We start from the raw sequence: 25,760 nt of genomic DNA, 5'->3' as shown, positions 1-25,760 counted from the left end.
GCCGGGTCCCGTTACAGCGCGGCGGCCCGTGACTTGCGGTAGATCAGGGCGCCCCCGATCAGTGCGCCCGCGCCCACCGGGAGCATCAGCCCCAGCGGCAGGTCTCCGCCGGTCTGGGCGAGCTGGGCCGCACCGTCGGGCTGGGTGACGGTCTGCGTACCCGGGGTGTTGGTGTCACCGCCGGGGACCTCGCCGCCGGGCCTGCCCGGACCGCCCGGCTCACCGGGCTTGCTCGGCGTCTGCGGGGACGCCTCCTCGGAGTCGCCCGGCGGGTTCTGCGAGCCGCCCGGGTTCTCGTGCGCCCCTCCGCCGCCCGAGTTCCCGCAGTCGTCGTTCGCGACCCCGTTGCCGACGCCGACCACGCTGACGCTGTTGCCGCACGCGTTGACCGGTGCGTGCACCGGAACCTGGATGTGGTTCCCAGAAGCCACACCGGGCGAGCCACCGGTATGACCGTCGGCGTGGGATCCGCCGCCGTACGACGGGCCGTGGCCGTCGTCGCCGTATCCGCCGCCGCCCGAGCCGTTGGAGCAGTCGTTGCCGACGGCCGTGTTGCCGACGCCGACCGCGTTGACGCTGTTGCCGCACACGTTGACCGGTGCATGCACCGGGGCCTGCACGACGTTGCCGGAGGCCACGCCCGGCGAGTCACTGGCGTGTCCCCGGGCCTGGGAGCCACCGTGCGAGGAGCCGTGGCCCTGGTCGCCGCGTGCGTGCTTGCCGCCTCCGCCGTTGGAACACTTGTTGCCGGCCGCCGGGTTGAGCAGTCCGACCACGTTCACCGTGTTGCCGCAGACGTTGACCTCGGCCTCCACCGGCGCCTGCACGGTGTTGCCGGAGAGCACGCCCGGCGAGTTGGTGGCGGTGCCCTGCGCGCCGGAGTCGGCGTGGGCCATGCCTCCGGCCGCGGCGAAGACTCCGGACGCGGCCGCCACCGTCATGAGGCCCTTGCGGGTGACCTGTCGCATAGCTGAATTACCTGCCTTAAGCCCTATGTTGTGATCTTGTAGACCTTGTCGGGAGACCGAACGGCCCCGGAGTGCATGGCGCGCACTCCGGGGCCGACGGTTTGTTCAGACCCTCACCGGGTGAGGCACAACGTCACTTGTTGATGCAGGTGTTGCCGAAGGCGGGGTTCAGCAGCCCGATCACCGAGATCGTGTTGCCGCACACGTTCACGGGGACGTGAACCGGCACCTGGACGACGTTGCCGGACGCGACGCCCGGGGAGCCGACGGCGGCACCCTGGGCCCCGGCGTCGGCGACGGCCAGACCCGCGCCCGCGAGAACCAGACCACCGGTGGCAGTCGCAGCGGCGACGACCTTCTTGAGCATTGTTCCTCCTTGTTGGCAAAGCGACTCCAAGTAGCGAGTCACATCACCTGTAACGAGGAAGGAGTAATGGAGCTACGAGCTTATGGTCGGATTCACCCGCCACGGTCGATCTTCGTACGCGCGGCCGAATCTTGTGCCGAACGGTCAGGACGCGTCGACGAAACGGTCGAGTACGCGCACACCGAACTTCAGGCCCTCCACCGGCACCCTCTCGTCGACACCGTGGAACATGCCCGCGAAGTCCAGCTCCGGGGGCAGCTTCAGCGGCGCGAAGCCGAAGCCCCGGATACCGAGGTCGTCGAAGGACTTGGCGTCCGTACCGCCGGAGAGCATGTACGGGACCGCCTTCGCGGCCGGGTCCTCGGCGAGCAGGGCGGACTGCATGGCGTCCACGATCGCGCCGTCGAAGGAGGTCTCCAGCGCCTTGTCGGAATGCACGTCCTCGCGCCGCACCTTGGGGCCGAGGATCTTGTCGAGATCGGCGAGGAACTCCTCCTCGAACCCGGGCAGGAACCGTCCGTCGACGTGCGCGGTGGCCTCGCCCGGGATGACGTTGACCTTGTAACCGGCGCCGAGCTGGGTGGGGTTGGCGGTGTTGCGCAGGGTCGCGCCGATGAGCTTGGCGATACCGCCCAGCTTGGCGAGGGTGCCCTCCATGTCCTCCGGGTCGAGCGTGGTGCCGAGCGCGTCGCCGAGTTCGTCGAGGAAAGCGCGGGTGGTCTTGGTGACCCGTACCGGGAACTGGTGGCGGCCGAGGCGCGCGACCGCCTCCGACAGCTCGGTGATGGCGTTGTCGCGGTGGATCATCGAGCCGTGGCCCGCCGTTCCGGCCACGGTCAGCTTCATCCAGTGCATGCCCTTCTCGGCCGTCTGGATCAGATAGAGCCGCCGCTGCTCGCTCACCGTGAACGAGAACCCGCCGACCTCGCTGATCGCCTCGGTGACGCCCTCGAAGAGATCGGCGTGGTTCTTGACGAGGTGCTTCGCCCCGTACGTGCCGCCGGCCTCCTCGTCCGCGAGGAAGGCGAGCACGATGTCGCGCGGGGGCTTGCGGCCGCTGCGCAGCCGGTCGCGGACGACCGCCAGCGTCATGGCGTCCATGTCCTTCATGTCGACCGCGCCCCGGCCCCACACACAGCCGTCGGCGACCTCGCCGGAGAAGGGGTGGTGGGTCCAGTCCGCCGCGTTGGCCGGTACGACGTCGGTGTGGCCGTGGATGAGCAGCGCGGGCCGGGACGGGTCCTCGCCCTCGATCCGGGCCACCGTGGAGGCGCGGCCCGGGTGCGACTCGAAGATCTTCGGTTCCAGCCCCACCTCGGCGAGCTTCTCGGCGACGTACTCGGCGGCCGCGCGCTCACCCGGGCCCGAGTGGTCACCGAAGTTGCTGGTGTCGATCCGGATCAGCTCGCTGCAGAGGTCGACGACCTCGTCCTCACCGGTCACGCGCCTGCCTGTGGCCGTCTCACTCACGCTGGTTCCTCCCGCTGTCGCTGCTGGTGGTTCCCCCACATCCTCCTCCTGCCCCTGGGCCCGCCCCAAGACCGGGACCGGCCCGTCACACGCCGTTCACGCCCGGCCGTCCCCGGGGACGGGGTGTGATCGGGGGCCCTCGAAAGCCTGGTAATGTTTCCCTCGTCGCCGCGAGGGAGACCCCGCGCGACAGACACCTTGTCCGGGTGGCGGAATGGCAGACGCGCTAGCTTGAGGTGCTAGTGCCCTTTATCGGGCGTGGGGGTTCAAGTCCCCCCTCGGACACACAGTGGCGAAGGCCGCGACCCTCGGGTCGCGGCCTTCGTGCGTTGCCGGCGGCGAAATGTGGGACATATCTCGCCACGTTCGAGAAAGCCCAGGTCACAGCCGTACGGTCGGCCCTCGCGGGCCGCCCTCCGGATGCCTCCGCTTGGCCGACACGACAGGCAGTAGTCACCCGAGCACTAGAGTATGGGGCTTGTTCGGCACCGGTACGGAAATATCCCCAGGCAGACCTGCGGCCCTCCGGCGCCCCCGGATGGTCCGGGTTCGAGAGGCGAGGATCCGATGGCCGCCGTGTACGAGAGTCCCGACCTGACGCTGCTCGACGAGGAGATGGCAGAGGAAGCCGGGCGGTTCGGCGGGGCGGCGCGCTTCTCGGCCGGTCCCGCGGCCTCCCCCCGCACGCTGGTCGACGTCTTCGAAGCGTCCGCGCGGTCGTACCCGGACGAGCCCGCCCTGGACGACGGGAAGCGGCGGCTGACCTATCGCGCGCTGGCCGTCGAGGTGGAGAACCTGCGGCGACGACTGGGAGCCGCCGGGGTCGGACTCGGGGACCGGGTCGGGGTGCGGGTGCCGTCGGGCACGAACGAGCTGTACGTCGCCATCCTCGCCGTGCTCGCCGCCGGAGCCGCCTATGTGCCCGTGGACGCCGAGGACCCCGACGAGCGGGCCGAACTGGTGTTCGGCGAGGCGGAGGTGCGGGCGGTCGTCGGGGCCGGACACGAACTGACCGTGCACGGCGCGTCCGACTCCCCCGCCGCACGCCCCGGGGTCGAGCACGACGCATGGATCATCTTCACCTCCGGGTCGACGGGCAGGCCCAAGGGGGTGGCCGTCAGCCATCGCAGCGCCGCAGCGTTCGTGGACGCCGAGGCGGCTCTCTTCCTGACCGAGGAGCCGATCGGGCCCGGGGACCGGGTGATGGCCGGCCTCTCGGTGGCCTTCGACGCGTCCTGCGAGGAGATGTGGCTGGCCTGGCGGTACGGCGCCTGTCTGGTGCCGGTGCCGCGCGCACAGGTCAGGAGCGGCGCGGATCTGGGGCCCTGGCTGGTCGAGCAGGAGATCACGGCGGTGTCGACCGTGCCGACGCTGGCCGCGCTCTGGGAGCCCGAGACGCTGAGCGACGTACGGCTGCTGATCTTCGGCGGTGAGGCGTGCCCGCCGGAGCTGGCGCAGCGGCTGGTGACGGAGGGGCGGGAGGTCTGGAACACGTACGGGCCGACCGAGGCCACCGTCGTCGCCTGCGCCTCGCTGATGACCGGCGCGGAGCCGATCCGGATCGGGCTGCCGCTCGACGGGTGGGAGCTGGCCGTCGTGGACGAGAGCGGGGAGCCCGTGCCGATGGGTGGCAGCGGGCAGCTGGTGATCGGCGGCGTGGGGCTCGCGCGGTATCTCGACGCCGAGAAGGACGCGGAGAAGTACGCGCCGCTGGAGTCGCTGGGCTGGGAGCGCGCCTATCGCAGTGGTGACCTGGTGAGGGCCGAGCCCGAGGGGCTGGTCTTCCTCGGGCGGGCCGACGAGCAGATCAAGCTCGGCGGGCGGCGGATCGAGCTGGGCGAGGTGGACGCCGCGTTGCAGGCCCTGCCGGGGGTGGCGGGCGCCGCGGCGGCCGTACGGACCGCGCGGAGCGGCAACCAGCTGCTGGTCGGGTACGTGGTCACCCAGGAAGGGTGGGACCACGCGAGGGCCGTGGCGAAGCTGCGGGCAGAGCTGCCGGCCGCGCTGGTGCCGCTGCTGGCACCGGTGGCGGAACTGCCGACCCGGACGTCCGGGAAGGTCGACCGGAACGCCCTGCCGTGGCCGCTGGCAGAGCTGGAGACGGCCGGTCCGGCCGAGGAGCTGTACGGGACCGAGGCGTGGCTCGCCGAACAGTGGGCGGAGGTGCTGGGGATCCCGGTCGGTGGCGCGGGCGACGACTTCTTCGCGATCGGCGGGGGGAGTCTGGCCGCCGCGCAGCTGACGACACGGCTGCGGACCAGGTATCCGAGCGTCGCGGTGGTGGACGTCTACCAGCGGCCCACGCTCAGGAAGCTGGCCCGGTATCTGGAGGAGTCCGGCGGGCAGGAAGGCCCCCGGCGCGTGGTGGCACCCGTGCCCGTGCGGGCGCGGCTGGTCCAGTCGCTGCTGCTGGTGCCGCTGTTCACGCTGCTCGCTCTGCGGTGGGTCGTCCCGCTGGCCGCGCTCGGGAATCTGCTCGGGCCGTACGCCTGGCTGCCGACCGCGCCCTGGTGGTCCGTGGGGGCCGGGGCGGTGCTGCTCTTCACCCCGCCGGGGCGGCTGGCGATCGCGGCGGGCGGCGCGCGGCTGCTGCTGCGCGGCGTCGGGCCGGGCCGGTACGCGCGCGGCGGAAGCGTGCACCTGCGGCTGTGGGCGGCCGAGCGGTTGGCCGAGTTCAGCGGGGCCACCTCGCTGACCGGGGTCTGGCTGGAGCGGTACGCGCGCGTCCTGGGCGCCAAGGTCGGCGCCGATGTCGATCTGCACGCGCTGCCGCCGGTGACCGGGATGCTCAAGCTCGGGCGGGGCGCGGCCGTGGAGTCCGAGGTGGACCTCTCCGGGTACTGGCTCGACGGGGATGTGCTGGAGATCGGGCCGGTCAAAGTGGGCGCCGGCGCGGTCGTCGGGACGCGGAGCATGCTGCTGCCGGGGGCCAGGGTCGGCAAGCGGGCCGAGGTGGCGCCCGGGTCGGCCGTGGCCGGGCAGGTCCCCACCGGACAGCGCTGGGCCGGGGCGCCCGCGGTCAAGCTGGGCAAGGCGAAGCGGAACTGGCCGAGGGAACGGCCGCGGCGGGGCCTGTTCTGGCGGGCGTCGTACGGGGTGACCGGGTTCGGGCTGACCGCGCTGCCGGTGCTCGCCGGGCTCGCCGCGCTGGCGGGCTTGAGTCTGTTCGTGGATCCGGGGGCGGGGCTGGGCGGTGCCCTGCGGGGCGCGGTGCTCGGGCTGGTGCCGGCCACGCTCGCGTTCGGGGCGGCGTACGCGCTGCTCCTGCTGGTCGCCGTGCGGCTGCTGAGCCTCGGGCTGCGGGAGGGCACGCATCCCACGCACAGCCGGGTCGGCTGGCAGGCGTGGACGGTCACGCAGCTGATGGACCGGTCGCGGGAGACGCTGTTCCCGCTGTACGCGGGGCTGGTCACGCCGGTGTGGCTGCGACTGCTCGGGATGCGGATCGGCCGGGGCGCGGAGGTGTCGACGGTGCTGGCGCTGCCCAGTCTGACGACGGTCGGGGACGGGGCGTTCCTCGCGGACGACACGCTGACCGCGCCGTACGAGCTGGGCGGGGGCTGGATGCGGATCGGGCGGGCGGAGATCGGGCGACGGGCGTTCCTGGGGAACTCCGGGATGACCGCGCCGGGGCGTTCGGTGCCGGACGGCGGTCTGGTGGGGGTGCTGTCCGCGACGCCGAAGAAGGCGAAGAAGGGCAGCTCGTACCTGGGGCTGCCGCCGGTCAGGCTGCCCCGGGCGGTGGCGGACGGTGACCAGAGCCTGACGTACGAGCCGCCGGCGCGGTTGCTGTGGGCGCGGGCGCTGGTGGAGCTGTGCCGGGTCGTGCCCGTGTTCTGCTCTGCGGGGATCGCGCTGCTGACGGTGGCGGCGCTGAGCGCACTGGGCGACTGGGCGTGGCCTGCGGGCGGTCTCGTGCTGCTGGTGGCGGGTGTGCTGGCGGGCCTGGTGTCCGTCGTCGCGAAGTGGCTGCTCGTGGGGCGGCACCGCGGCGGGGAGCATCCGCTGTGGAGCGGGTTCGTGTGGCGCAACGAGCTGGCGGACACCTTCGTGGAGGTCCTGGCCGTGCCGTGGCTGGCCGGGGCGGTGCCCGGGACCGCGGTGCTGAACGTGTGGCTGCGCGGGCTGGGGGCGCGGATCGGCAAGGGGGTGTGGATCGAGAGTTACTGGCTACCCGAGACCGACCTCGTGACGCTCGGCGACGGGGCCACGGTGAACCGGGGATGCGTCCTGCAGACCCACCTCTTCCACGACCGGATCTTGCGGACGGATACTGTTGAGCTCCGTGAGGGCGCCACGTTGGGCCCGGGCGGAATCGTCCTGCCCGGCAGCGTGGTCGGGGCCCGTACCACGCTGGGTCCGGCGTCGCTGGTCATGGCCGCGGAGTCCGTTCCCGACGACACCCGGTGGCTGGGCAACCCGATCGAGTCATGGCGCCGCTGAACGCGGCTCGTGCGGCTTCGGGGGACTCGGGGGACGATGGACGTCGTACCAGAGCGGAGCGGGGAGCAGAAGCGGCAGTGGCGGTTCAGCAGTCAGTGGGTCCGGACCCGTACTTCCCGGCGAACGGTGATGCCCGTTACCGGGTGCATCGGTACGAGCTGGCTGTGGACTACCGACCAGGGCCGAACCGGCTGTCGGGCACCGCGCGGCTCAACGCCATAGCGGGCCGGGCCCCGCTCGCCGAGTTCCAGCTGAACCTCGCCGACTTCAAGATCGGGCGGGTGCGGGTCGACGGGCGGGCGCCGCACTACTCGCACCGGGGCGGCAGGCTGCGGATCCGGCCGGCCAAGCCGATCCGGCCCGGGGCCGCGTTCACGGTCGAGGTGCACTGGTCGGGCAATCCCAAGCCGGTGAACAGCCCCTGGGGCGGGCTCGGTTGGGAGGAGCTGACCGACGGGGCGCTGGTGGCGAGCCAGCCGGTCGGGGCACCGTCCTGGTATCCGTGCAACGACCGGCCCGCCGACAAGGCCTCGTACCAGATCTCGGTGACGACACCGTCGGCGTACCAGGTGGTGGCGGGCGGGCGGCTGCTCACCCGTACGGCGAAGGCGTCCACGACGACCTGGGTGTACGAGCAGTCGGCGCCGACGTCGAGCTATCTGGTGGGGCTGTCGATCGGCAGGTACCAGACGGTGCTGCTGGGCGATCCGCGGCCGGGTGGGGTGCCGCAGCACGGGCACATCCCGGCGCACCTGCTCACCGAGTTCTCGCGGGACTTCGCGCGGCAGCCGGCGATGATGGAGCTGTTCGAGGAGCTCTTCGGGCCGTACCCGTTCGGGGAGTACGCGGTGGTGGTGACCGAGGAGGAGCTCGATGTCCCGGTCGAGGCACAGGGGTTGTCGCTGTTCGGCGCCAACCACGTGGACGGGGCGCGGGGTTCGGAGCGGCTGGTGGCCCACGAGCTGGCGCACCAGTGGTTCGGCAACAGCGTGTCCATCGCCGACTGGCGGCACATCTGGCTGAACGAGGGGTTCGCCAAGTACGCAGAGTGGCTGTGGTCGGAGCGTTCCGGCGGGCGCAGCGCGCAGCAACTGGCCGCCGCCGCGCACCAGAAGCTCGCCGCGCTGTCGCAGGATCTGCGGCTGGCCGACCCGGGCCGCAAGCTGATGTTCGACGACCGGCTCTACGAGCGCGGCGGGCTGACCGTCCACGCCGTGCGCTGTGCCCTCGGTGACGAGGCGTTCTTCCGGATGCTGCGCGGTTGGGCGACCGTCCACCGCGGCGGCGCGGTGACCACGGCCGGTTTCACCGCGCACGCCGGGCGCTACGCCGACGGGCCCCTGGACGCCCTGTTCCGGGCCTGGTTGCAGGAGCCGGCGCTGCCGCCGCTGCCGTCCCCGAGGGGTTCCGGGGTGCCGGCACGGCCGCCGTATCCGCCGACGAACGCGGGCTCGGCGTAGAGCGGGCACAATGACTGCCATGTCGTCGCGCCGCAGTGGTTCCCGGGCCAGGTCGAAGAGTGCCTCACGTGCTTCTTCGCCGGCTCCTCGTACGTGCCCCTGCGGACTGCCGCAGGCCTACGAGGACTGCTGCGGCCGCTACCACTCCGGGGGCGCCGCCGCGCCGACAGCCGAGGCCCTGATGCGGTCCCGCTACAGCGCGTTCGTGGTGCGCGACGAGGCGTACCTGCTGCGCAGCTGGCATCCCCGCACCCGGCCCGCCGACGTGGCCTTCGACACGACGATGCGCTGGACCGGCCTGGAGATCCTGGAGACCCGCGACGGCTCCCCCTTCCACACCACCGGCACCGTCACGTTCCGCGCCTCGTACCGCGGTGGCTCGATGCTCGAACGGAGCCGCTTCGAGCGGGTGGCGGGGGCCTGGGTGTACGTGGACGGGGAGTTCCCCGCGGACGACGGGGCCTAGGCCCGCCCGTCCGAGCCGCGGGTCAACCGGCGCTCGGCGCCTGGCCGTTGGGGGCCAGTATGTCCAGTTCCTGGAGGGCACCCACGGTGATTTCCCTGGTGAGTCGTTCGGCCCGGGGGGCGTCGTGCTCGCGGATGGCTTCGGCGACCTGGACGTGGAGGGTGACGGCGGCGGGGTCGGGGTCGGGGAACATCACGGCGTGGTGGGTGCGGCCGGCGAGGACCTCCTCGACGACGTCGCCGAGGCGGGCGAACATCTCGTTGCCGGAGGCGTCGAGGATCAGGCGGTGGAAGAGGACGTCGTGCCGGAGGTAGCCCTCCAGTTTGTGGCCACGTGAGTTGGCGACCATGCCGATGGCGCACTCGGTGAGCGCGGCGCACTGCTCGGCGGTGGCGTTGCGCGCGGCCAGGCCCGCGGCGATCGGCTCGACGGCGGAGCGCAGGACCGTGAGGGAGCGCAGCTGGCGGGGGCGGTCCGCGCCGGCCAGCCGCCAGCGGATGACCTGCGGGTCGTAGACGTTCCACTCGGCGGGCGGACGGACGATCACGCCGACCCGGCGGCGGGACTCGACCAGGTGCATGGACTCCAGCACGCGCACCGCCTCGCGCATCACGGAGCGGGAGACCTCGAAGGTCTGGGCGAGTTCGTCCGTGCGCAGCACGCTGCCCGGCGGGTACTCACCCGCCGTGATCGCCGGTCCGAGGGTCTCCAGAACTCGGCCGTGCAGCCCCCGGCCCGGTGTGGTCATGGGGATCAGGGTACGAGGAGGGGGGAGTGAAGAAAAAGTCAGACTTATTTGTGTCGAGGGCTTGAATTCGTCGTATCTAATGGGTTTCAGTGTCGTCGACGTCGGGTGACGTCCCAGATGTCGACGAAGACAGCGAGGTAGTGATGCGTACCCCTCATGTCGTCGTGGTGATGGGCGTGGCAGGGACCGGGAAGACCACGATCGGTCCCCTGCTCGCGGCACGGCTCGGCGTTCCCTACGCCGAGGGCGACGACTTCCACCCCGCGGCCAACATCGCCAAGATGTCGGCCGGGACACCGCTGGACGACGCGGACCGAGGTCCGTGGCTGGACGCCATCGGCGCCTGGGCGCACGACCGGGCCGGGCTCGGCGGGGTGGTCAGCTGTTCCGCGTTGAAGCGGTCCTACCGGGACCGGCTGCGGGCGGCGGCGCCCGGTGTCGTCTTCGTGCATCTCACCGGTGACCGGGCGCTCATCGAGGACCGGATGTCCCACCGGCAGGGCCACTTCATGCCCACCGCGCTGCTCGACTCGCAGTTCGCCACACTGCAGCCCCTGGAGGCGGACGAGGCGGGCGTCGCTGTCGATGTGGCGGGCGCGCCCGAGGAGATCGCCGAGCGGGCGGTCACGGCGCTGTGGGAGTTCGATCCGGCGTCGTCGTAGGCCCCCCTCGGCCGCCGACTCCTCTTCCGCCGGCTCCTGCTTCCGCCGGCTCCTGCTTCGGCCCGACGCCGGCCTCCTCCCCCACCCCCCACCTCCCCCTGACACCTCCCCAACCAAGGAATCACCGTGACCAGACTCAACGTCGAGTTGCTGGCAGCGGACCCCGTCGAGCCGATCACCTCGGCGGGGCACGCGCAGTTGGGCATCGCCGTCCTGGCGGGCATAGCCGTGATCGTCGTGCTCATCACCAGGTTCAAGGTGCACGCCTTCCTGGCGCTGACCATCGGCTCGCTCGCGCTGGGCGCGTTCGCCGGGGCGCCGCTGGACAAGGCGATCGCCAGCTTCACCACCGGGCTCGGGACGACCGTGGCCGGCGTCGGCGTGCTCATCGCGTTGGGCGCGATCCTCGGCAAGCTGCTCGCGGACTCCGGGGGCGCCGACGAGATCGTCGACACCATCCTCGCCAAGGCCCAGGGGCGGGCGATGCCGTGGGCGATGGTGCTGATCGCCTCGGTGATCGGGCTGCCGTTGTTCTTCGAGGTCGGGATCGTGCTGCTGATCCCGGTGGTGCTGATGGTCGCCAAGCGCGGCAACTACTCGCTGATGCGCATCGGCATCCCGGCCCTCGCGGGTCTGTCCGTGATGCACGGGCTGATCCCGCCGCATCCCGGCCCGCTGGTCGCGATCGACGCGGTGCAGGCCAACCTGGGTGTGACACTGGCGCTGGGGCTGGTGGTCGCGATACCGACGGTGATCATCGCCGGACCGCTGTTCTCGAAGTACGCGGCGCGGTGGGTGGACGTACCGGTGCCCGAGCGCATGATCCAGGCGAGGCCGTCGGAGGAGCTGGAGAAGCGGCCCGCGTTCGGCGCGACCGTGGCGACCGTCCTCCTGCCGGTGGTGCTGATGCTGGCCAAGGCGCTCGTGGACATCGTCGTGGACGACCCCGAGAACATGGTGCAGCGGGTCTTCGACGTGGTCGGCTCACCGCTGATCGCGCTGCTCGCGGCCGTGATCGTGGGCATGTTCACGCTGGGGCGGGCCGCCGGGTTCACCAAGGAGCGGCTGGGGTCGACCGTCGAGAAGTCCCTCGCGCCGATCGCGGGCATCCTGCTCATCGTCGGCGCGGGCGGCGGGTTCAAGCAGACGCTCATCGACTCCGGGGTCGGGCAGATGATCCTGGAGATCTCCGAGGACTGGTCGATTCCCGCGCTCGTCCTGGCCTGGCTGATCGCGGTGGCGATCCGGCTGGCGACCGGGTCGGCCACGGTCGCCACGATCTCGGCGGCGGGCCTGGTGGCACCGCTGGCCGCGGACATGTCGACGGCCCACACCGCCCTGCTCGTCCTCGCCATCGGCGCGGGCTCCCTCTTCTTCAGCCATGTCAACGACGCCGGCTTCTGGATGGTGAAGGAGTACTTCGGGATGAGCGTCGGCCAGACCATCAAGACCTGGTCGGTGATGGAGACCATCATCTCGGTGGTGGCGGGGGCGATCGTGCTGCTGCTGTCGCTGATCATCTAGGGGCGCGGGCCGGAGCGGAGCGCTGGTCGTTCAGGGGGCGGGGAGCCGGAGGTCCGGCTCCCCGCCCCCTGTCGCGACCGACGGCCTACGCACGGCTTACCGTCTACGGTCTACGGCCGCCACAGCGGGTGCTCGCTGTCCGCCCACTCCCGGCTCACCGAGCCCGTACGCAGGCCGCGCCGGGCCTCCGGGTCGCCCAGGGCCATGCCGATGTGGCCGGCGAGGACGATGCCGATGGTCAGGGCCAGCCAGTCGTGGACGAAGGTCGCGCTGGTCCGCCACATCAGGGGGGTGAGGTGGGTGAACCACATCATCAGGCCCGTGGCGAGCATGACGAGGGTGGCGCCGGCGATCCAGGCCGCGTAGAGCTTCTGGCCGGCGTTGAACTTCGCGGCGGGGCGCGGGCCGGGAAGCCGACGGCGGGCGGCGCGGAGCCAGAGGCGGTCGTGCGGGCCCCAGCGGTTGAGGCGGCCGAGGTCCGCGCGGAACGCGCGGGAGACCAGGCCCGCCAGGACCGGGAGGGGCAGGAGGAGGCCCGTCCACTGGTGGACCATGACCACCAGTGCCCGGCGGCCGACCAGTTCGGCGAGGGAGGGGAGGTAGAGGCAGGCCGCCGTCACCACACAGACGCCCATCAGGGCCGCGGTCGTCCGGTGGATCCAGCGTTCGACGGCGGTGAAGCGCGGGACGCGGGAGGCCGTGACGACCGGCCGCTCCTCAAGTCGTCGGTTCATCGTCCCGCCCGTTCGATCGGCCGACCCACGCATCGATGTCGTAGCCCCGCTCCTCCCAGTAGCCGGGCTCGACCTCCTCGGTGACCTCGATGCCGGAGAGCCACTTCGCCGACTTGTAGAAGTACATGGGGGCGACGTACAGGCGGACCGGGCCGCCGTGGTTGTGGCTGAGGTCCTTGTCCTGCATCCGCAGCGCCACCAGGACGTCCGCGCGGCGCGCCTGCTCCAGGGTGAGGCTCTCGCTGTACGCCCCGTCGAAGCAGGTGAAGCGGACCGCCCCCGCCGAGGAGCGCACCCCGGCCGCGTCCAGCAGCGCGGAGAGCCGTACGCCCTCGAACGGGGTGTCCGGCACGCGCCAGCCGGTGACGCACTGGACGTCCTTCACCATCCGGGTCTGCGGAAGGGCCCGCAGGTCGGCGAGGGTGTAGGAACCGGGCTTGTCGACAAGGCCGTCGACGGTGAGGCGGTAGTTCTTCGCGGTCCTGCGGGGTACGGACGACGTCACGGAGTAGTAGCGGAAGCCGCCGCCGTTGGGGAGCAGGCCGGTCAGGCCGGTGGGGTCCTTCTCGGCCGCCTCACCGAGGAACGCCTCCATGCCGCGCTGGAGGACCGGCGCGGAGACGACGCCGAGGGCGCCGAGGCCGAGGGTGCCGAGGAGGACCCGGCGGCCGATGGGTGCGCCCCGGCCCTCGGAGGTGTCCGCCCGGTCGGTGGGGGCCGCCGGGTTCGGGGGCTCCGGTGGCGCTTCCCGTGCTTCGGGGTGTTCAGGGTTCACGTATCGATTCGAACACCCGCCACCCCGGCTGGGCCAGCGGCGGCGGGTATTCGTCAGAATTCCGTCATGAGTGCGGCGCCGCACTCAGCCTCGCCGCCGTACGGCCCGTTGCCCTCGCCGCCGTACGGCCCGTCGCCCTCGCCGCCGCTCAGCCCGTCGCCTTGGCTGCCGCCCGGCCCGCCGTGCGGCCCGAGAACAGGCAGCCGCCGAGGAACGTGCCCTCCAGGGAGCGGTAGCCGTGGACGCCGCCGCCGCCGAAGCCCGCCGCCTCGCCCGCCGCGTACACGCCCTCCAGCGGGTCGCCGCCCTCGGTGAGGACCCGGGAGGAGAGGTCGGTCTCCAGGCCGCCGAGGGTCTTGCGGGTCAGGATGTTCAGACGGACGGCGATCAGCGGGCCCGCCTTGGGGTCGAGGATGCGGTGCGGGGCTGCGGTGCGGATGAGCTTGTCGCCGAGGTAGTTGCGGGCCCCCCGGATCGCCATGACCTGGAGGTCCTTGGTGAAGGGGTTGGCGACCTCACGGTCCCGGGAGACGATCTCGCGGCGCAGCTCGGCCTCGTCGATCAGCGGATCCTTGGTGAGCGCGTTCATCCCGCGGACCAGGGCGCCGAGGTCCTTCTCGACGACGAAGTCCACGCCGTGGTCCATGAACGCCTTCACCGGGCCGGGGACGTCCGCGCGGGCCCGGATGAGGACGTCCTTGATGGACTTGCCCGTCAGGTCGGGGTTCTGCTCGGAGCCGGAGAGGGCGAACTCCTTGCCGATGATCTTCTGGTCGAGCACGAACCACGTGTAGTCGTACCCGGTCTTCATGATGTGTTCGAGGGTGCCGAGGGTGTCGAACCCCGGAAAGAGCGGCACGGGCAGGCGCTTGCCGCGGGCGTCCAGCCAGAGCGAGGACGGCCCGGGCAGGACACGGATGCCGTGGTTGTCCCAGATGGGGTTCCAGTTCTGGACGCCCTCGGTGTAGTGCCACATCCGGTCGCGGTTGATGAGGCGCGCGCCTGTCTCCTCGGCGATGCCGAGCATCCGGCCGTCGACGTGCGCGGGCACACCGGAGATCATCTTCTCCGGGGGGTTGCCGAGGCGCTCGGGCCAGTTGGCGCGGACCAGGTCGTGGTTGCCGCCGATGCCGCCGGAGGTGACGATCACGGCCTGGGCCTTCAGTTCGAAGGCGCCGGTGACCTCGCGGCTGCTCGGCCGGCCGCGTTCGGTCGTCGAGGCTTCCAGGATCTCGCCGGTGACGGTGTCGACGGAGCCCGCGCTGCGCGACAGTCCGGTGACCCGGTGCCGGAACTTCAGCTGGACCAGTCCCCGGCGTACGCCTTCCCGCACCCGCCGCTCGAAGGGCGCGACGAGGCCGGGGCCGGTGCCCCAGGTGATGTGGAAGCGGGGGACGGAGTTGCCGTGGCCGCCTGCGTCGTAGCCGCCGCGCTCGGCCCAGCCGACCACCGGGAAGAACCGGACGCCCTGCTGGTACAGCCAGGACCGCTTCTCCCCGGCCGCGAAGTCCACGTATGCCTCGGCCCACTTGCGCGGCCAGTGGTCCTCCTCGCGGTCGAAGGCGGCCGTGCCCATCCAGTCCTGGAGGGCGAGGGCGTGGCTGTCCTTGATCCGCAGACGGCGCTGCTCGGGCGAGTCGACGAAGAAGAGCCCGCCGAATGACCAGTGCGCCTGGCCGCCGATCGACTGCTCCGGCTCCTGGTCGAGGAGGATCACCTTGCGGCCCGCGTCGACGAGCTCCGCGGTCGCCGCGAGCCCGGCGAGGCCCGCCCCGATCACGATCACATCTGCGTCGTACGACATGGAGGACGTCCTCTCGGGAACGGGTGAGGCAACCGGGGGCACGCCGAAACGGGCCGGGCACGGCCCCGCGCGTTGTTACCGGCCGGTCAGCAGCTTGGGGATCAGATCCTTCGGCAGAAGACGTGACCTAGTCAACTGCCGAGATGGTTCTCCTCCTTCATCGGCCCCCAGGGCCGTGCGTTTCGGGGCGCGGGGAACCGCACGAGAAGCCCCACCGGTCGGCAGCCGAAAGCCGCGGTCGTCCCACCCCCTGCTTGGATGGGGCCATGAGCGCAGCCGACGAGATTCTCGACATCGTGGACGAGGACGACCAGGTCATCGGGCAGGCACCGCGGGGGGAGGTGTATGCGCGGGGGATGCGGCATCGGGCCGTGTTCGTGCTGGCCAGGGACGCCGAGGGGCGGATCTTCGTGCACCGGCGGACGGCGACGAAGCTGGTCTACCCGTCGCTGTACGACATGTTCGTCGGCGGGGTCGTCGGGGCGGGCGAGTCCTACGACGACGCGGCGCTGCGCGAGGCCGAGGAGGAGCTGGGGGTCACCGGGCTGCCGCGCCCCGAGCCGCTGTTCAAGTTCCTGTACGACGACGGCGCGGGACGCAGCTGGTGGTCGGCCGTGTACGAGGTCCGCTGCGCGTCGCCGGTGAGCCCGCAGGTCGAGGAGGTGGCCTGGCACGGGTTCCTCACGGAGGCCGAGCTGGAGCGGCGGCTGGGCGAGTGGGAGTGGGTGCCGGACGGGGCGGCGGCGTACGAGCGGCTCATGGAGGACCGGGGCGACTGACGCTCGAAGTCGACCGGTAGTGTCCGGCATGTGATCGAATTTGTACGGAACGTCCGACTCTGGTTCGTCCCCGAGGACGTCCGTAAGGACGGCAGGACCCCGGACTACCGGTTCTCCCTGGCCAATGAGCGGACATTCCTGGCCTGGCTGCGCACCGCGCTCGCGCTCATCGGCGGCGGCTTCGCGGTGGACCAGTTCCTGCCGGACCTGCGCTGGGGCTGGCGGGTCGGGCTCGCGCTCGCCCTCCTGGCGGCCGGGGTGCTGTGCGCGCTGCGGGCCGTCAACCACTGGGTGCGCTGCGAACGGGCGATGCGGCGCGGGGAGGATCTGCCGGTGTCGCGTTTCCCCGCGCTGCTCGGCGTCGTCGTCGCCGTGGTCGCCGTCGCGATGGTCGTCGTCGTGCTGCTCGGGTGGGAGGGGTGAGCCCGGCGCCCGCTCCCCCGGCCGCCCCCGACCGCGACCCCGGCCTCCAGCCCGAACGGACCCGGCTCGCCTGGCGCCGTACGACCCTCACGGGAGCCGTGATCGCCGTGCTCGCGGCGAAGTCCGCGCTGCGCGGTGGGCCGTCGACGGCGGGCGTGCTGGCCGCGGCCCTGTGCGCGGCGCTGTGGCTGGCCCTCCTGGCGCTCGCCCATCGGCGTATCGCCGCCCTGGCCGCCGTCCGCCCTCCCGCCCTCGCACCTCCGGCCGCCACGACGGCCGCCCTGTGCGTGATCGCCCTCGCGGTGTGCGGGGTGGCACTGGTGTTCTGAAGGGGAACTCTTGGTGTGTGCATGGAGTTTCGGAAAGGAAGAATTGAGACTTCTGTGCCTAGCCTGGACAAATCACCCCTCGTACCAGCGAAGGCGAGCACCATGACCACCCTTCACCAGGAGCACCCCGTCCACGACCACGACCACGGTCCGACCTGCGGGCACACCGCCGTGACGCACGGTGACCACACCGACTACGCGCACGACGGGCATCTGCACCGCGAGCACTCCGGCCACTGGGACGAGTGCGAGCCGAGCGGGCACACCGCGCACGACAGTCACGCCCACGAGCACGGCGAGGACTGCGGGCACCAGGCGGTCACCCACGGGGACCACGTGGACTATGTGCACGACGGACACCGGCACGCCGCCCACGACGGGCACTGGGACGACCACTGACCCGGCGCGTTCCCGGACCCCCGGGTGCCACCGGATCGTGGCCGACTGACAGGCTCTGACCGCCAGTTGGCGACGGTCCGGGGGGATGAAGGGGGTCACTGTGACCGCGGAAGAGCCGTACACCGTCGAACTCGCGAGCGACGTGTACGCGTATGTGCAGCCGGACGGCGGATGGTGTCTGAACAACTCGGGTTTCGTCAGTGACGGCACCTCGACCCTGCTCGTGGACACCGCGGCGACGGAGCGCCGGACCCGCGCGCTGGGCGCCGCGCTCGACGCCACCGGGGTCCCGAGGCCCCGTCTCCTGGTCAACACCCACCACCACGGGGACCACACCTACGGCAACGGCTTCTTCACGCCGGCCGCCACCCTCGTCTCGCACTCGGCCTGCCGCCGCGAGGCCCTCGCGAGCGGACAGCACCTGCATCTGCTCTGGCCGCGGACCGACTTCGGGGACGTGAGCGTCCAGGGCGCGGACCTGACGTACGACGACCGGGTGACGCTGCACGTCGGGGACATCGAGGCGCAGGTCATCCATCCGGGCGTCTCGCACACCGTCGGCGACTCGGTGGTGTGGCTGCCGCACCGCCGGGTGCTCTTCGCGGGGGACCTGGTCTTCGAGGGCGGGACGCCGTTCTTCCTCATGGGATCGCTGAGCGGTTCGCTGCGGGCGCTGGCGCTGCTGCGCGAGCTGGGCGCCGAGACCGTCGTCCCCGGGCACGGGCCGGTGACCGACCCGTCGGCGTTCGACCGGGCCGAGCGGTACACGCGGTTCGTGGCCGAGGTCGCCGAGACGTCGCACGCGGCCGGACTCACCCCGCTGGAGGCCGCGCGGAGCACGGATCTCGGGGAGTACGCCGCGCTGCCCGAGAGCGAGCGGCTGGTGGCGAACCTGCGGCGGGCGTACGCCGAGCTGGACGGGGAGCCGGAGGGCGAGGGCGTCGACCCGTTCGCCGGGTTCATGGACATGGCGACCCTCAACGGCGGGGAGATGATGACCTGCCACGCGTGAGGGCCGCGCGGCTCGCTCCGGGATCCGGCCCTTTCCGGCCGGATCCCGTGGAGACGCCGATCACTTTCGTGCCGCCCACTGGACGACATACCGACCGGTCGGCATCATGAGACGGGTCCCGGTAGAACGCGTTCGCGTGTAGGAGCGATGATGCACCCAGACCACCCGCCAGGTCTCGACCCCGACCGCCTCCGCGCCCTGCTCGACGCCGAGCGGCCCGGACTCGTGAGCGGCCCGCTCACCGGCCGGCTCATCGAGGGCGGGCGGTCGAACCTGACGTACGAGGTCACGGACGGCACCGCGAAGTGGGTCGTCCGGCGGCCGCCGCTGGGCCATGTGCTGGCGACCGCGCACGACATGAAGCGCGAGCACCGTGTGATCAGCGCGCTGCACCCGACCGACGTGCCCGTGCCGCGGCCCGTGCTGCTCTGCGAGGACGAGGAGGTGCTCGGCGCGCCCTTCTACGTCATGGACTTCGTCGAGGGCACCCCGTACCGCACCGCCGAGCAGCTGGCCCCGCTCGGGCCGGAGCGCACCCGGGCCGCCGTGCTGGGCCTGGTCGACACCCTGGTCGAACTGCACGCGGTGGACCCGGCCGAGGTGGGCCTCGCCGACTTCGGGCGCCCGGAAGGCTTCCTGGACCGGCAGCTGCGGCGCTGGGGCAAGCAGCTGGACGCGTCCCGCAACCGCGAGCTGGCCGGCATCGACGAACTCCACGCGACACTGGGCCGCCGACTCCCCCGCTCCCCCGCCGCGACGGTCATCCACGGCGACTACCGCCTCGACAACGTGCTGCTCGGCGACGACGACGCGATCAAGGCCATCCTCGACTGGGAGATGTCCACGCTCGGCGATCCCCTCACCGACCTGGGCCTGCTGGTGATGTACAGCGTGCCGCTGGCCACGCCCGACTCCCCCGTCTCGACGACCGCGGCGGCCGCAGGTCACCCGGATCCGAGCGAGATCGTCGAACGGTACGCGGCGCGCTCGGGCCGCGATGTCTCCTCGGTGTCCTGGTACACGGCGTTCGCGTGGTTCAAGCTCGCCGTGATCCTGGAGGGCATCCACTACCGGTACACCCTCGGCCAGACGGTCGGCCGCGGCTTCGACCGCATCGGCGACCTGGTCCCCGTCTTCATCGAACACGGCCTGACGACTCTTCGTACCGGCTCCGGTTCCGGCTCCCAGGAGGGCTGATCCCCATGGACTTCGCATTCGACGCGCGTACGGAGGAGCTGCGCGCCAAGCTCCTCGCCTTCATGGACGAGTACGTGTACCCGGCGGAAGCCGTGGCCGAGGAGCAGCGGGCCGAGCTGGCCTCGCCGTGGGACACACCGGCCGTGGTGGAGGAGCTCAAGGCCGAGGCCCGCAGGCAGGGCCTGTGGAACCTCTTCCTGCCCGACTCCGAGTACGGCGCGGGGCTCACCAACCTCCAGTACGCGCCGCTCGCCGAGATCACCGGGCGGTCCCCGCAGCTGGCGCCGACCGCGCTGAACTGCGCCGCGCCCGACACCGGCAACATGGAGGTGCTCAGCCAGTTCGGTGACGAGGCCCAGCGCAAGCAGTGGCTGGAGCCGCTGCTCGCCGGTGAGATCCGGTCGGCGTTCGCCATGACCGAGCCCGAGGTGGCCTCCTCGGACGCCACCAACATCACCACGCTGATCGAGCGCGACGGCGACGACTACGTCGTCACCGGACGCAAGTGGTACATCTCCGGGGCCATGAACCCCGACTGCCAGATCTTCATCGTGATGGGCAAGACGGACCCGGACGGGGCCGACGTCCGGCGACAGCAGTCCATGATCCTGGTCCCGCGCGACACCCCGGGTGTCACCGTGAAGCGGGCGATGCGGGTCTTCGGGTACGAGGACCACTACCACGGCGGCCACGCCGAGGTGATCTTCGAGGGTGCACGGGTGCCGGCGTCGAACCTGATCGGCGAGGAGGGCGGCGGGTTCGCCATCGCGCAGGCTCGGCTGGGTCCAGGGCGCATCCACCACTGCATGCGGCTCATCGGGATGGCCGAGCGGGCGATCGAGCTGATGTGCCGGCGGGCGGTGGCCCGGGAGGCCTTCGGCAAGGCGCTGGCCCAGCAGGGCGTCGTGCACAACTGGATCGCCGACGCGCGGGTCGCCGTCGAGCAGCTGCGGCTGCTGGTGCTGAAGACGGCCTGGATGATGGACACGGTGGGCAACAAGGGGGCCCACACGGAGATCCAGGCGATCAAGATCGCCACGCCTCGGACGGTGGTGGACATCATCGACCGGGCGATCCAGCTGCACGGTGCGGGAGGTGTCAGCCAGGACTTCCCGCTGGCCGAGCTGTACGCGGGGGCACGGACGCTGATGATCGCGGACGGGCCGGACGAGGTGCATCAGCGGTCGCTGGCTCGGCGGGAGCTGAAGCGGTACGTGTGAGGCCGGGGCGCCTTGTAGCTCGGGGGTGCGGGTTTCGTGGGCGGGTGCGGGTGAGTGGGGGCTGGTCACGCAGTTCCCCGCGCCCCTGAAAAGCAGGGGCTGCGCCCCGTGCTTTTCAACCCGCGGACCCGTCGCCTTTCAGGCCCGCCGGGCCCCGGTCTTCCAGGCCCGCAGGGCCTGGTGTTTCAGGGGCGCGGGGCCTGGTGTTTCAGAGGCGCGGGGAACTGCGCGAGAAGCCCCACCGGGCCCGCGGTCGCCGACGAACCCGCACCCCCCGAGCCATGAGGCGCTCTACGGCCGCAGCGCCCTGAGCAGCAGGTCGGCCAGGTGGTCCGCGACCTCCTGTGGGGTCATCGGGCCGTCGGGGCGGTACCACGTCGACAGGTGGTGGACCGAGCCGAAGTGGTAGTCGACGACCAGGTCCGCCGGGGTCGCCTTGGAGAAGACCCCGGTCTCCTGGCCCTCTTCCACGAGAGCCCGGAAGCGCTCGTGGTAGCGGCGGCGCTCCGCGCGGACCTGCTTGTTCTTCTCGGGGCTCAGGTGGTGCATCGAGCGGAAGAAGATCATCGCATCGTCGAGGTTGTCGATGGTGGTGACCACGACGTCCGCCGCGGCCCCCCGCAACCGCTCCTCCACCGGCGCGTCGGCCCCCGCGAACGCGTCCAGCCGTTCCTGCTGGATCCGCAGCACGCGCGCGTACACCTCGTGCAGCAGGTCGTCCTTGGAGCCGAAGTAGTGGTAGAGCGCACCCTTGGTGACACCCGCGGCCTCGACGATCTCCTGCACGGAGGTGCGGTCGTATCCCCGCTCGGCGAAGAGCCGGGTGGCGGCGGCCAGCAGCCGCTGCGGGACGGGCGTACCGTCTCCGTCCGTCGTCCTGGGCACTGCCGCCACCTGCCTTCCGAGGTTCTGTCGTCGCCTACTGGTCGCCCAGCCGGGCTCGATCGGTTCCCGACCGGGCGGAATCGGGCGCTCCCGCCGGAGGATCATCCCATTCCCCGGCGCCCGCCCGCCGGGCAGGGCGGTCAGCCCGTCGTCTCCCACTTCTGCTGGATGTGGTTCATGTTCGTCAGCCAGCGGTCCGGGTCTGCCGCCCTGGCCTGGTAGTAGGCGGCCACCTCGGGGTGCGGCAGGATCAGGAAGCGGTCCTTCTCGATGCCCTCGAACAACGCGTCGGCCACGTCCTCGGGCTCGATCGCGGTCGGCGCGAGCACCAGGTCGCCCGCGCTGCCGGAGGCCGTCAACATGTCGGTGCGCACCCCCTGCGGGCAGATCGCGTGCACCTTGATGCCCCGGTGGCGGTAGGTGAGGGACAACCACTCGGCGAAGGCGTACGCCCCGTGCTTGGTGACGCTGTAGGGCGCCGCGCCGATCATCGTCAGCAGGCCCGCCGCCGAGACCGTGGACACGAAACGCCCGCTGCCGCGCTCCAGCCACGCCGGCAGCAGGTCGTGGGCCGCCCGGACGTGCGCCATCACGTTGACGTCCCAGGCGAGCGCCCACACCTTCTCGTCGGCGGCTTCGGTCCCCCCGGAGGCGAGCCCGGCGTTGGCGCAGTACACGTCCACGGTCCCGCCGAGCGCGTCACGCGCCGCCGGAACGATCGCCGAGGCGTCCCCGGGCACCGCGATCCCGCCGATCTCCTCTGCCACGGCCTTCGCCCGGTCCCCGTCCAGGTCGTTCACGACGACCCGGGCCCCCTCCGCGGCGAACCGCCGGGCCAGCGCGGCCCCGATCCCGCCACCGGCTCCCGTGACGACCACACCAGCACCCTGCACGGCTCCCACGATCGGTCTCCTTCGACGCGACGCATCAGCAACGACCCACCTACGGGCTCAGACTAACCGGTCGGTATGTACTCGAGAAGGGGTGCCACCACCCCCGCCCCAAAGGAGCGCGGGGCTGTGACATTTGCGGCTCCGCCACGTGGGCGCGAGAAGCCCCACCGGACCCGCAGACGACAAACCACCCCCGGAAGCGCTTAGCTTTCACCAAACACCGCTCACCGCGATGACGGAGGTCACCCCACATGCACCTCTCCCGCCGCACCTTCCTCGCCGCCTCCACGGCCACGGCGGCCACGGCCACCGCCTCCACCGCCGGCCTCACCACCGCAGCCCCGGCCGAGGCAGCCCGCCCAGGGCTGCGCACCGGCTTCGAGCGCCTGGCCGGAGACGGCTACAAGATCCTCGGCGGCCAGAAGGTCGGCATCGTCACCAACCCGACCGGCGTCACCCGCGACGCCCGCCACATCGTCGACGTGATGCACGCCGACGACCGCGTGGACCTCAGGGCCGTCTTCGGCCCCGAGCACGGCTTTCGCGGCACCGCCCAGGCCGGCGGCTCCGAGGGCCGCCACGACGACCCGGCGACCGGACTGCCCGTGTACGACACGTACCAGAAGAGCGGCCGCCCCCTCGCGGACATCTTCACCGCCTCCGGCGTGGACACGGTCGTCTTCGACATCCAGGACGTCGGCGCCCGCTTCTACACGTACATCTGGACGCTGTACGACTGCATGGAGGCGGCCCAGCTGGCCGGGAAACGTTTCGTGGTGCTGGACCGGCCGAACCCGGTGACCGGGCGCAGCGCCCAAGGGCCCGTGCTGCACAAGGAGTTCGCGACGTTCGTCGGGCGGCAGCCCATCGCGCAGGCGCACGGGATGACGGTGGCGGAGCTGGCCCGGCTGTTCAACGGCGAGTTCCTCACAGCGCCGGTACCGCTGGAGACCGTACTGATGTCGGGGTGGAAGCGGTCACGGTTCCACGACGCGTCCGGGCTGCCGTGGGTGCCGCCGAGCCCGAACATGCCGACGCCGGACACCGCGCTCGTGTACTCCGGGACGTGTCTGTTCGAGGGGACGAACCTGTCCGAGGGGCGAGGCACCACCCGGCCGTTCGAGCTGCTCGGCGCGGAGGGGATCGACCGGCGGTGGGCGGCGGCCGCCAACGAACTCAGTCTGCCCGGCGCGCACTTCAGGGAGGCGTACTTCGCGCCGACGTTCTCCAAGTTCCAGGGGAAGACCATCGGGGGTGTGCAGGTCCATGTCCACGACCGGGCCGCGTACGACCCGGTGCGCACGGGGATCGGCCTTCTCGTGACCGCCAGGGAGGTGTGGAGCGGCTTCGCCTGGCGACCGGACAACTGGATCGACAAGCTGACCGGTTCGGCGCGGGTGCGGACGATGATCGACGCGGGCGCGGACACGGACGAGGTCGTGGCCGGCTGGCAGGAGGAACTGGCAGCGTTCCGCAGGGTTCGCAAGGAGTATCTGCTGTACCGCTAAGGCCCTGTCGTCACATTCCCGCCTGCCCCGCGACGCCATGCACGCGCTCTCGACGCACCGGGCACCGACCCGAGTACGTCCGGTACGCGGGTCAGTGCCCGGCACGCCGAGAGCACGCTCCCCCGGTCTCGGCTGCGCTCGACCGGGAGGTACCCCCACGACGCCGCCAGGCCGCCCTTCGGGCGACGACGGGAATGTGACGACAGGGCCTAACCGGACGTTCGGATCGCGAGTCCGGCCGTACGTGACGTATGGCCATCTCTCGCCGTTGGCAGGACCATGCGCCTGAGCGCACCACCAACGGGGGCCGAAGGGGACTCGTCATGGCGGTTGTGGAAATGAGCGTGACTCCCTACTGGGAACTGACCTTCGACGCGGACGGGGACGTGGACACCGGTCGGCGGGACCGGCTGCTCGCCGGGGTCGGCGGGCGCGGGGTGGCGGATCTGGTCGTCTTCGCGCACGGCTGGAACAGCGACCGGTCCGGCGCGACCGGGCTCTACAGCCGCTTCTTCGAGCCGTTCCCGGTACTCGCGCCGACCGCGAGGCTGGGGTACGTCGGCGTGCTGTGGCCCTCGATGCGGTTCTCGGACGAGCCGATCCCGGACTTCAGGCCGGTGCCCGCCCTCGCGCCCGGTCGCCCGGCGCTCGACAAGAACACCCGGCACGCGCTGGCGGAGGTCTTCCCCGGGCGGTCCACCGTCGTCGAGCAGCTCGCCCGGCTGCTGGAGCGACGACCGGACGAGGGCGCGTCGTTGGAGGAGTTCGGGCGGCTCGTACGGCTGCTGGTCGAGGTGGAGTCACAGGCGCCGCAGGGCGCGTTCACGGCGGACACCGCGGTGGCGGGTGCGCCGGAGGGCACACCCGGGATGCTGTGCGGGGACACGGCGTCGGTGTGCGCGGACTTCGCGGCGGCGCTGGCGGAGGTCGAGACCCCGGGTGTGCCGACCGGGGCCGCCGTCACCCCTCCCCAGGCGTGGGACGGCGCGCACGAACTGCTGCGCCAAGCAACCTACTTCGCGATGAAGCGGCGGGCCGGAACGGTCGGTGAGCGAGGGCTCGGGCGGCTGCTCGGACAGCTCGCGGAGACCTCGCCGGACGTGCGGGTGCACCTCGTCGGGCACAGCTTCGGCGCCCGTCTGGTGTCGTTCGCGCTGCGCGGGCTGCCGGAGGGTGTGCGGTGCGTGAAGTCGGTGACGCTCCTTCAGGCGGCCTTCTCGCACTACGCGTTCGCGGCCCGGCTGCCGCACGACGAACGGGCGAGCGGGGTGCTGAACGGGCAGCACAGGCGGATCGACGGCCCGTTGGTGTGCTGCCACTCCAGGCACGACTCGGCGCTCGGCACGATCTACCCGCTGGCCTCCCGGATGGCGGGCGACGCGCGCACGGTGCTGGGTCTGAGCGTGAACAGCGTGCTGGGCAGGAAGTGGGGCGCCCTCGGCTACGGCGGGGTGCAGGCGGTCAAGGGGACGCGGTCGTTCGAGCTGGCCGACGCGCTCAAGGCACGGCTGCCGGCGACGGGGTGCGTGAACGTCGACGCCTCGGCCGTGGTGCGGCGTGGCGGCGCGCCGTCCGGGGCCCACAGCGACATCTGCCACCGTGAGCTGGCCCGGGTGGTGCTGGCGGCGGGCCGTATCGCCTGATCCGGGCCCGCCGCCGTCACGCGTTCACCGGTTCTCACCGGCGTTCACACC

General features: G+C 71.8%; 23 protein-coding genes and 1 tRNA gene. 15 read left to right on the top strand and 9 right to left on the bottom strand.

The genetic code is table 11. The features are described 5' to 3' along the window. Positions 1 to 11: 11 nt before the first annotated feature. The 3 genes from P8T65_RS38085 to P8T65_RS38075 all read right to left on the bottom strand — a co-directional run bounded on the left by P8T65_RS38085 (position 12) and on the right by P8T65_RS38075 (position 2,805). Positions 12 to 968 carry a chaplin gene (locus P8T65_RS38085; RefSeq protein ID WP_316729856.1) on the bottom strand — a complete coding sequence of 319 codons (957 nt, stop codon included), beginning with the start codon at positions 966 to 968 and terminating at the stop codon, positions 12 to 14. A 133-nt stretch (positions 969 to 1,101) separates the two neighbouring features. Beyond that, on the bottom strand, positions 1,102 to 1,335 hold the full coding sequence (gene chpH / locus P8T65_RS38080) for a chaplin ChpH (protein WP_316729855.1): 234 nt from the start codon (positions 1,333 to 1,335) through the stop codon (positions 1,102 to 1,104). A gap of 144 nt (positions 1,336 to 1,479) precedes the next feature. Continuing rightward, positions 1,480 to 2,805: a M20/M25/M40 family metallo-hydrolase gene (locus P8T65_RS38075; RefSeq protein ID WP_316729853.1), complete on the bottom strand. Its 1,326-nt coding sequence runs from the start codon at positions 2,803 to 2,805 to the stop codon at positions 1,480 to 1,482. A 200-nt stretch (positions 2,806 to 3,005) separates the two neighbouring features. Between P8T65_RS38075 and P8T65_RS38070 the strand changes: the two genes are divergently transcribed. The 4 genes from P8T65_RS38070 to P8T65_RS38055 all read left to right on the top strand — a co-directional run bounded on the left by P8T65_RS38070 (position 3,006) and on the right by P8T65_RS38055 (position 9,174). Beyond that, a tRNA-Leu gene (locus P8T65_RS38070) sits at positions 3,006 to 3,090 on the top strand. Positions 3,091 to 3,372: 282 nt separating this feature from the next. Then, entirely contained in the window at positions 3,373 to 7,248 is a 3,876-nt protein-coding gene (locus tag P8T65_RS38065) for a Pls/PosA family non-ribosomal peptide synthetase (protein ID WP_316729852.1), read from the top strand. Between the two features lie 77 nt (positions 7,249 to 7,325). After that, positions 7,326 to 8,708: a M1 family metallopeptidase gene (locus P8T65_RS38060; protein WP_316729850.1), complete on the top strand. Its 1,383-nt coding sequence runs from the start codon at positions 7,326 to 7,328 to the stop codon at positions 8,706 to 8,708. Positions 8,709 to 8,727: 19 nt separating this feature from the next. Further along, on the top strand, positions 8,728 to 9,174 hold the full coding sequence (locus tag P8T65_RS38055; protein ID WP_316729849.1) for a YchJ family metal-binding protein: 447 nt from the start codon (positions 8,728 to 8,730) through the stop codon (positions 9,172 to 9,174). A gap of 22 nt (positions 9,175 to 9,196) precedes the next feature. Here the strand turns inward: P8T65_RS38055 and P8T65_RS38050 are convergent, their stop codons facing one another. Beyond that, positions 9,197 to 9,922 (bottom strand): FadR/GntR family transcriptional regulator, encoded by a 726-nt coding sequence (locus P8T65_RS38050; RefSeq protein ID WP_316729848.1) that lies wholly within the window; start codon positions 9,920 to 9,922, stop codon positions 9,197 to 9,199. 143 nt (positions 9,923 to 10,065) lie between these two features. Between P8T65_RS38050 and P8T65_RS38045 the strand changes: the two genes are divergently transcribed. Together P8T65_RS38045 and P8T65_RS38040 are read left to right on the top strand one after the other, a co-directional pair. Beyond that, positions 10,066 to 10,584, top strand: a complete 519-nt coding sequence (locus tag P8T65_RS38045; protein WP_316729847.1) for a gluconokinase — start codon at positions 10,066 to 10,068, stop codon at positions 10,582 to 10,584. A 126-nt stretch (positions 10,585 to 10,710) separates the two neighbouring features. After that, positions 10,711 to 12,108 (top strand): GntP family permease, encoded by a 1,398-nt coding sequence (locus P8T65_RS38040; protein WP_184896058.1) that lies wholly within the window; start codon positions 10,711 to 10,713, stop codon positions 12,106 to 12,108. A gap of 110 nt (positions 12,109 to 12,218) precedes the next feature. On the opposite strand, the gene P8T65_RS38035 is transcribed toward P8T65_RS38040, so the two are convergent. The 3 genes from P8T65_RS38035 to P8T65_RS38025 all read right to left on the bottom strand — a co-directional run bounded on the left by P8T65_RS38035 (position 12,219) and on the right by P8T65_RS38025 (position 15,421). Next, on the bottom strand, positions 12,219 to 12,842 hold the full coding sequence (locus tag P8T65_RS38035) for a cytochrome b/b6 domain-containing protein (protein ID WP_316729845.1): 624 nt from the start codon (positions 12,840 to 12,842) through the stop codon (positions 12,219 to 12,221). Continuing rightward, positions 12,826 to 13,617: a molybdopterin-dependent oxidoreductase gene (locus P8T65_RS38030; protein ID WP_316729844.1), complete on the bottom strand. Its 792-nt coding sequence runs from the start codon at positions 13,615 to 13,617 to the stop codon at positions 12,826 to 12,828. Before P8T65_RS38030 ends, P8T65_RS38035 begins: the two co-directional genes overlap by 17 nt. A gap of 148 nt (positions 13,618 to 13,765) precedes the next feature. Continuing rightward, entirely contained in the window at positions 13,766 to 15,421 is a 1,656-nt protein-coding gene (locus P8T65_RS38025; RefSeq protein ID WP_316729843.1) for an FAD-binding dehydrogenase, read from the bottom strand. A gap of 266 nt (positions 15,422 to 15,687) precedes the next feature. Here P8T65_RS38025 and P8T65_RS38020 point away from each other — a divergent pair, with 266 nt between their 5' ends. The 7 genes from P8T65_RS38020 (at position 15,688) to P8T65_RS37990 (ending at position 20,780) form a co-directional block, all read left to right on the top strand. Then, positions 15,688 to 16,200 carry an NUDIX domain-containing protein gene (locus P8T65_RS38020; protein WP_316729841.1) on the top strand — a complete coding sequence of 171 codons (513 nt, stop codon included), beginning with the start codon at positions 15,688 to 15,690 and terminating at the stop codon, positions 16,198 to 16,200. Between the two features lie 30 nt (positions 16,201 to 16,230). Then, positions 16,231 to 16,623, top strand: a complete 393-nt coding sequence (locus tag P8T65_RS38015; protein WP_184896047.1) for a YidH family protein — start codon at positions 16,231 to 16,233, stop codon at positions 16,621 to 16,623. Further along, on the top strand, positions 16,620 to 16,952 hold the full coding sequence (locus P8T65_RS38010) for a DUF202 domain-containing protein (RefSeq protein WP_316729840.1): 333 nt from the start codon (positions 16,620 to 16,622) through the stop codon (positions 16,950 to 16,952). Before P8T65_RS38015 ends, P8T65_RS38010 begins: the two co-directional genes overlap by 4 nt. A gap of 102 nt (positions 16,953 to 17,054) precedes the next feature. Next, positions 17,055 to 17,351 carry a hypothetical protein gene (locus P8T65_RS38005; RefSeq protein ID WP_316729839.1) on the top strand — a complete coding sequence of 99 codons (297 nt, stop codon included), beginning with the start codon at positions 17,055 to 17,057 and terminating at the stop codon, positions 17,349 to 17,351. A 100-nt stretch (positions 17,352 to 17,451) separates the two neighbouring features. Next, the gene (locus P8T65_RS38000; protein ID WP_316729838.1) at positions 17,452 to 18,363 is read left to right on the top strand and encodes an MBL fold metallo-hydrolase; all 912 of its coding nucleotides are present in this window, start codon (positions 17,452 to 17,454) and stop codon (positions 18,361 to 18,363) included. A 150-nt stretch (positions 18,364 to 18,513) separates the two neighbouring features. Continuing rightward, complete coding sequence (locus P8T65_RS37995; protein WP_316731855.1) at positions 18,514 to 19,560, top strand: phosphotransferase family protein; 1,047 nt, start codon at positions 18,514 to 18,516, stop codon at positions 19,558 to 19,560. A gap of 5 nt (positions 19,561 to 19,565) precedes the next feature. Beyond that, entirely contained in the window at positions 19,566 to 20,780 is a 1,215-nt protein-coding gene (locus P8T65_RS37990; RefSeq protein WP_184896037.1) for an acyl-CoA dehydrogenase family protein, read from the top strand. Positions 20,781 to 21,071: 291 nt separating this feature from the next. Here the strand turns inward: P8T65_RS37990 and P8T65_RS37985 are convergent, their stop codons facing one another. Beyond that, positions 21,072 to 21,665 (bottom strand): TetR/AcrR family transcriptional regulator, encoded by a 594-nt coding sequence (locus P8T65_RS37985; RefSeq protein ID WP_184896035.1) that lies wholly within the window; start codon positions 21,663 to 21,665, stop codon positions 21,072 to 21,074. A gap of 140 nt (positions 21,666 to 21,805) precedes the next feature. Further along, entirely contained in the window at positions 21,806 to 22,570 is a 765-nt protein-coding gene (locus P8T65_RS37980) for an SDR family oxidoreductase (RefSeq protein WP_316731854.1), read from the bottom strand. A 239-nt stretch (positions 22,571 to 22,809) separates the two neighbouring features. Between P8T65_RS37980 and P8T65_RS37975 the strand changes: the two genes are divergently transcribed. Both P8T65_RS37975 and P8T65_RS37970 read left to right on the top strand, forming a co-directional pair. Then, positions 22,810 to 24,066 carry a DUF1343 domain-containing protein gene (locus P8T65_RS37975; protein WP_316729837.1) on the top strand — a complete coding sequence of 419 codons (1,257 nt, stop codon included), beginning with the start codon at positions 22,810 to 22,812 and terminating at the stop codon, positions 24,064 to 24,066. Positions 24,067 to 24,389: 323 nt separating this feature from the next. Continuing rightward, positions 24,390 to 25,709, top strand: a complete 1,320-nt coding sequence (locus P8T65_RS37970; RefSeq protein WP_316729835.1) for a serine-threonine protein kinase — start codon at positions 24,390 to 24,392, stop codon at positions 25,707 to 25,709. The last annotated feature ends 51 nt before the right edge of the window (positions 25,710 to 25,760 follow it).

It is taken from the genome of Streptomyces sp. 11x1, assembly GCF_032598905.1.
Taxonomy (GTDB): domain Bacteria; phylum Actinomycetota; class Actinomycetes; order Streptomycetales; family Streptomycetaceae; genus Streptomyces.
The sequence above is the reverse complement of the archived record's forward strand: the minus strand, read 5'-3'. Positions and strand labels throughout refer to the sequence as shown.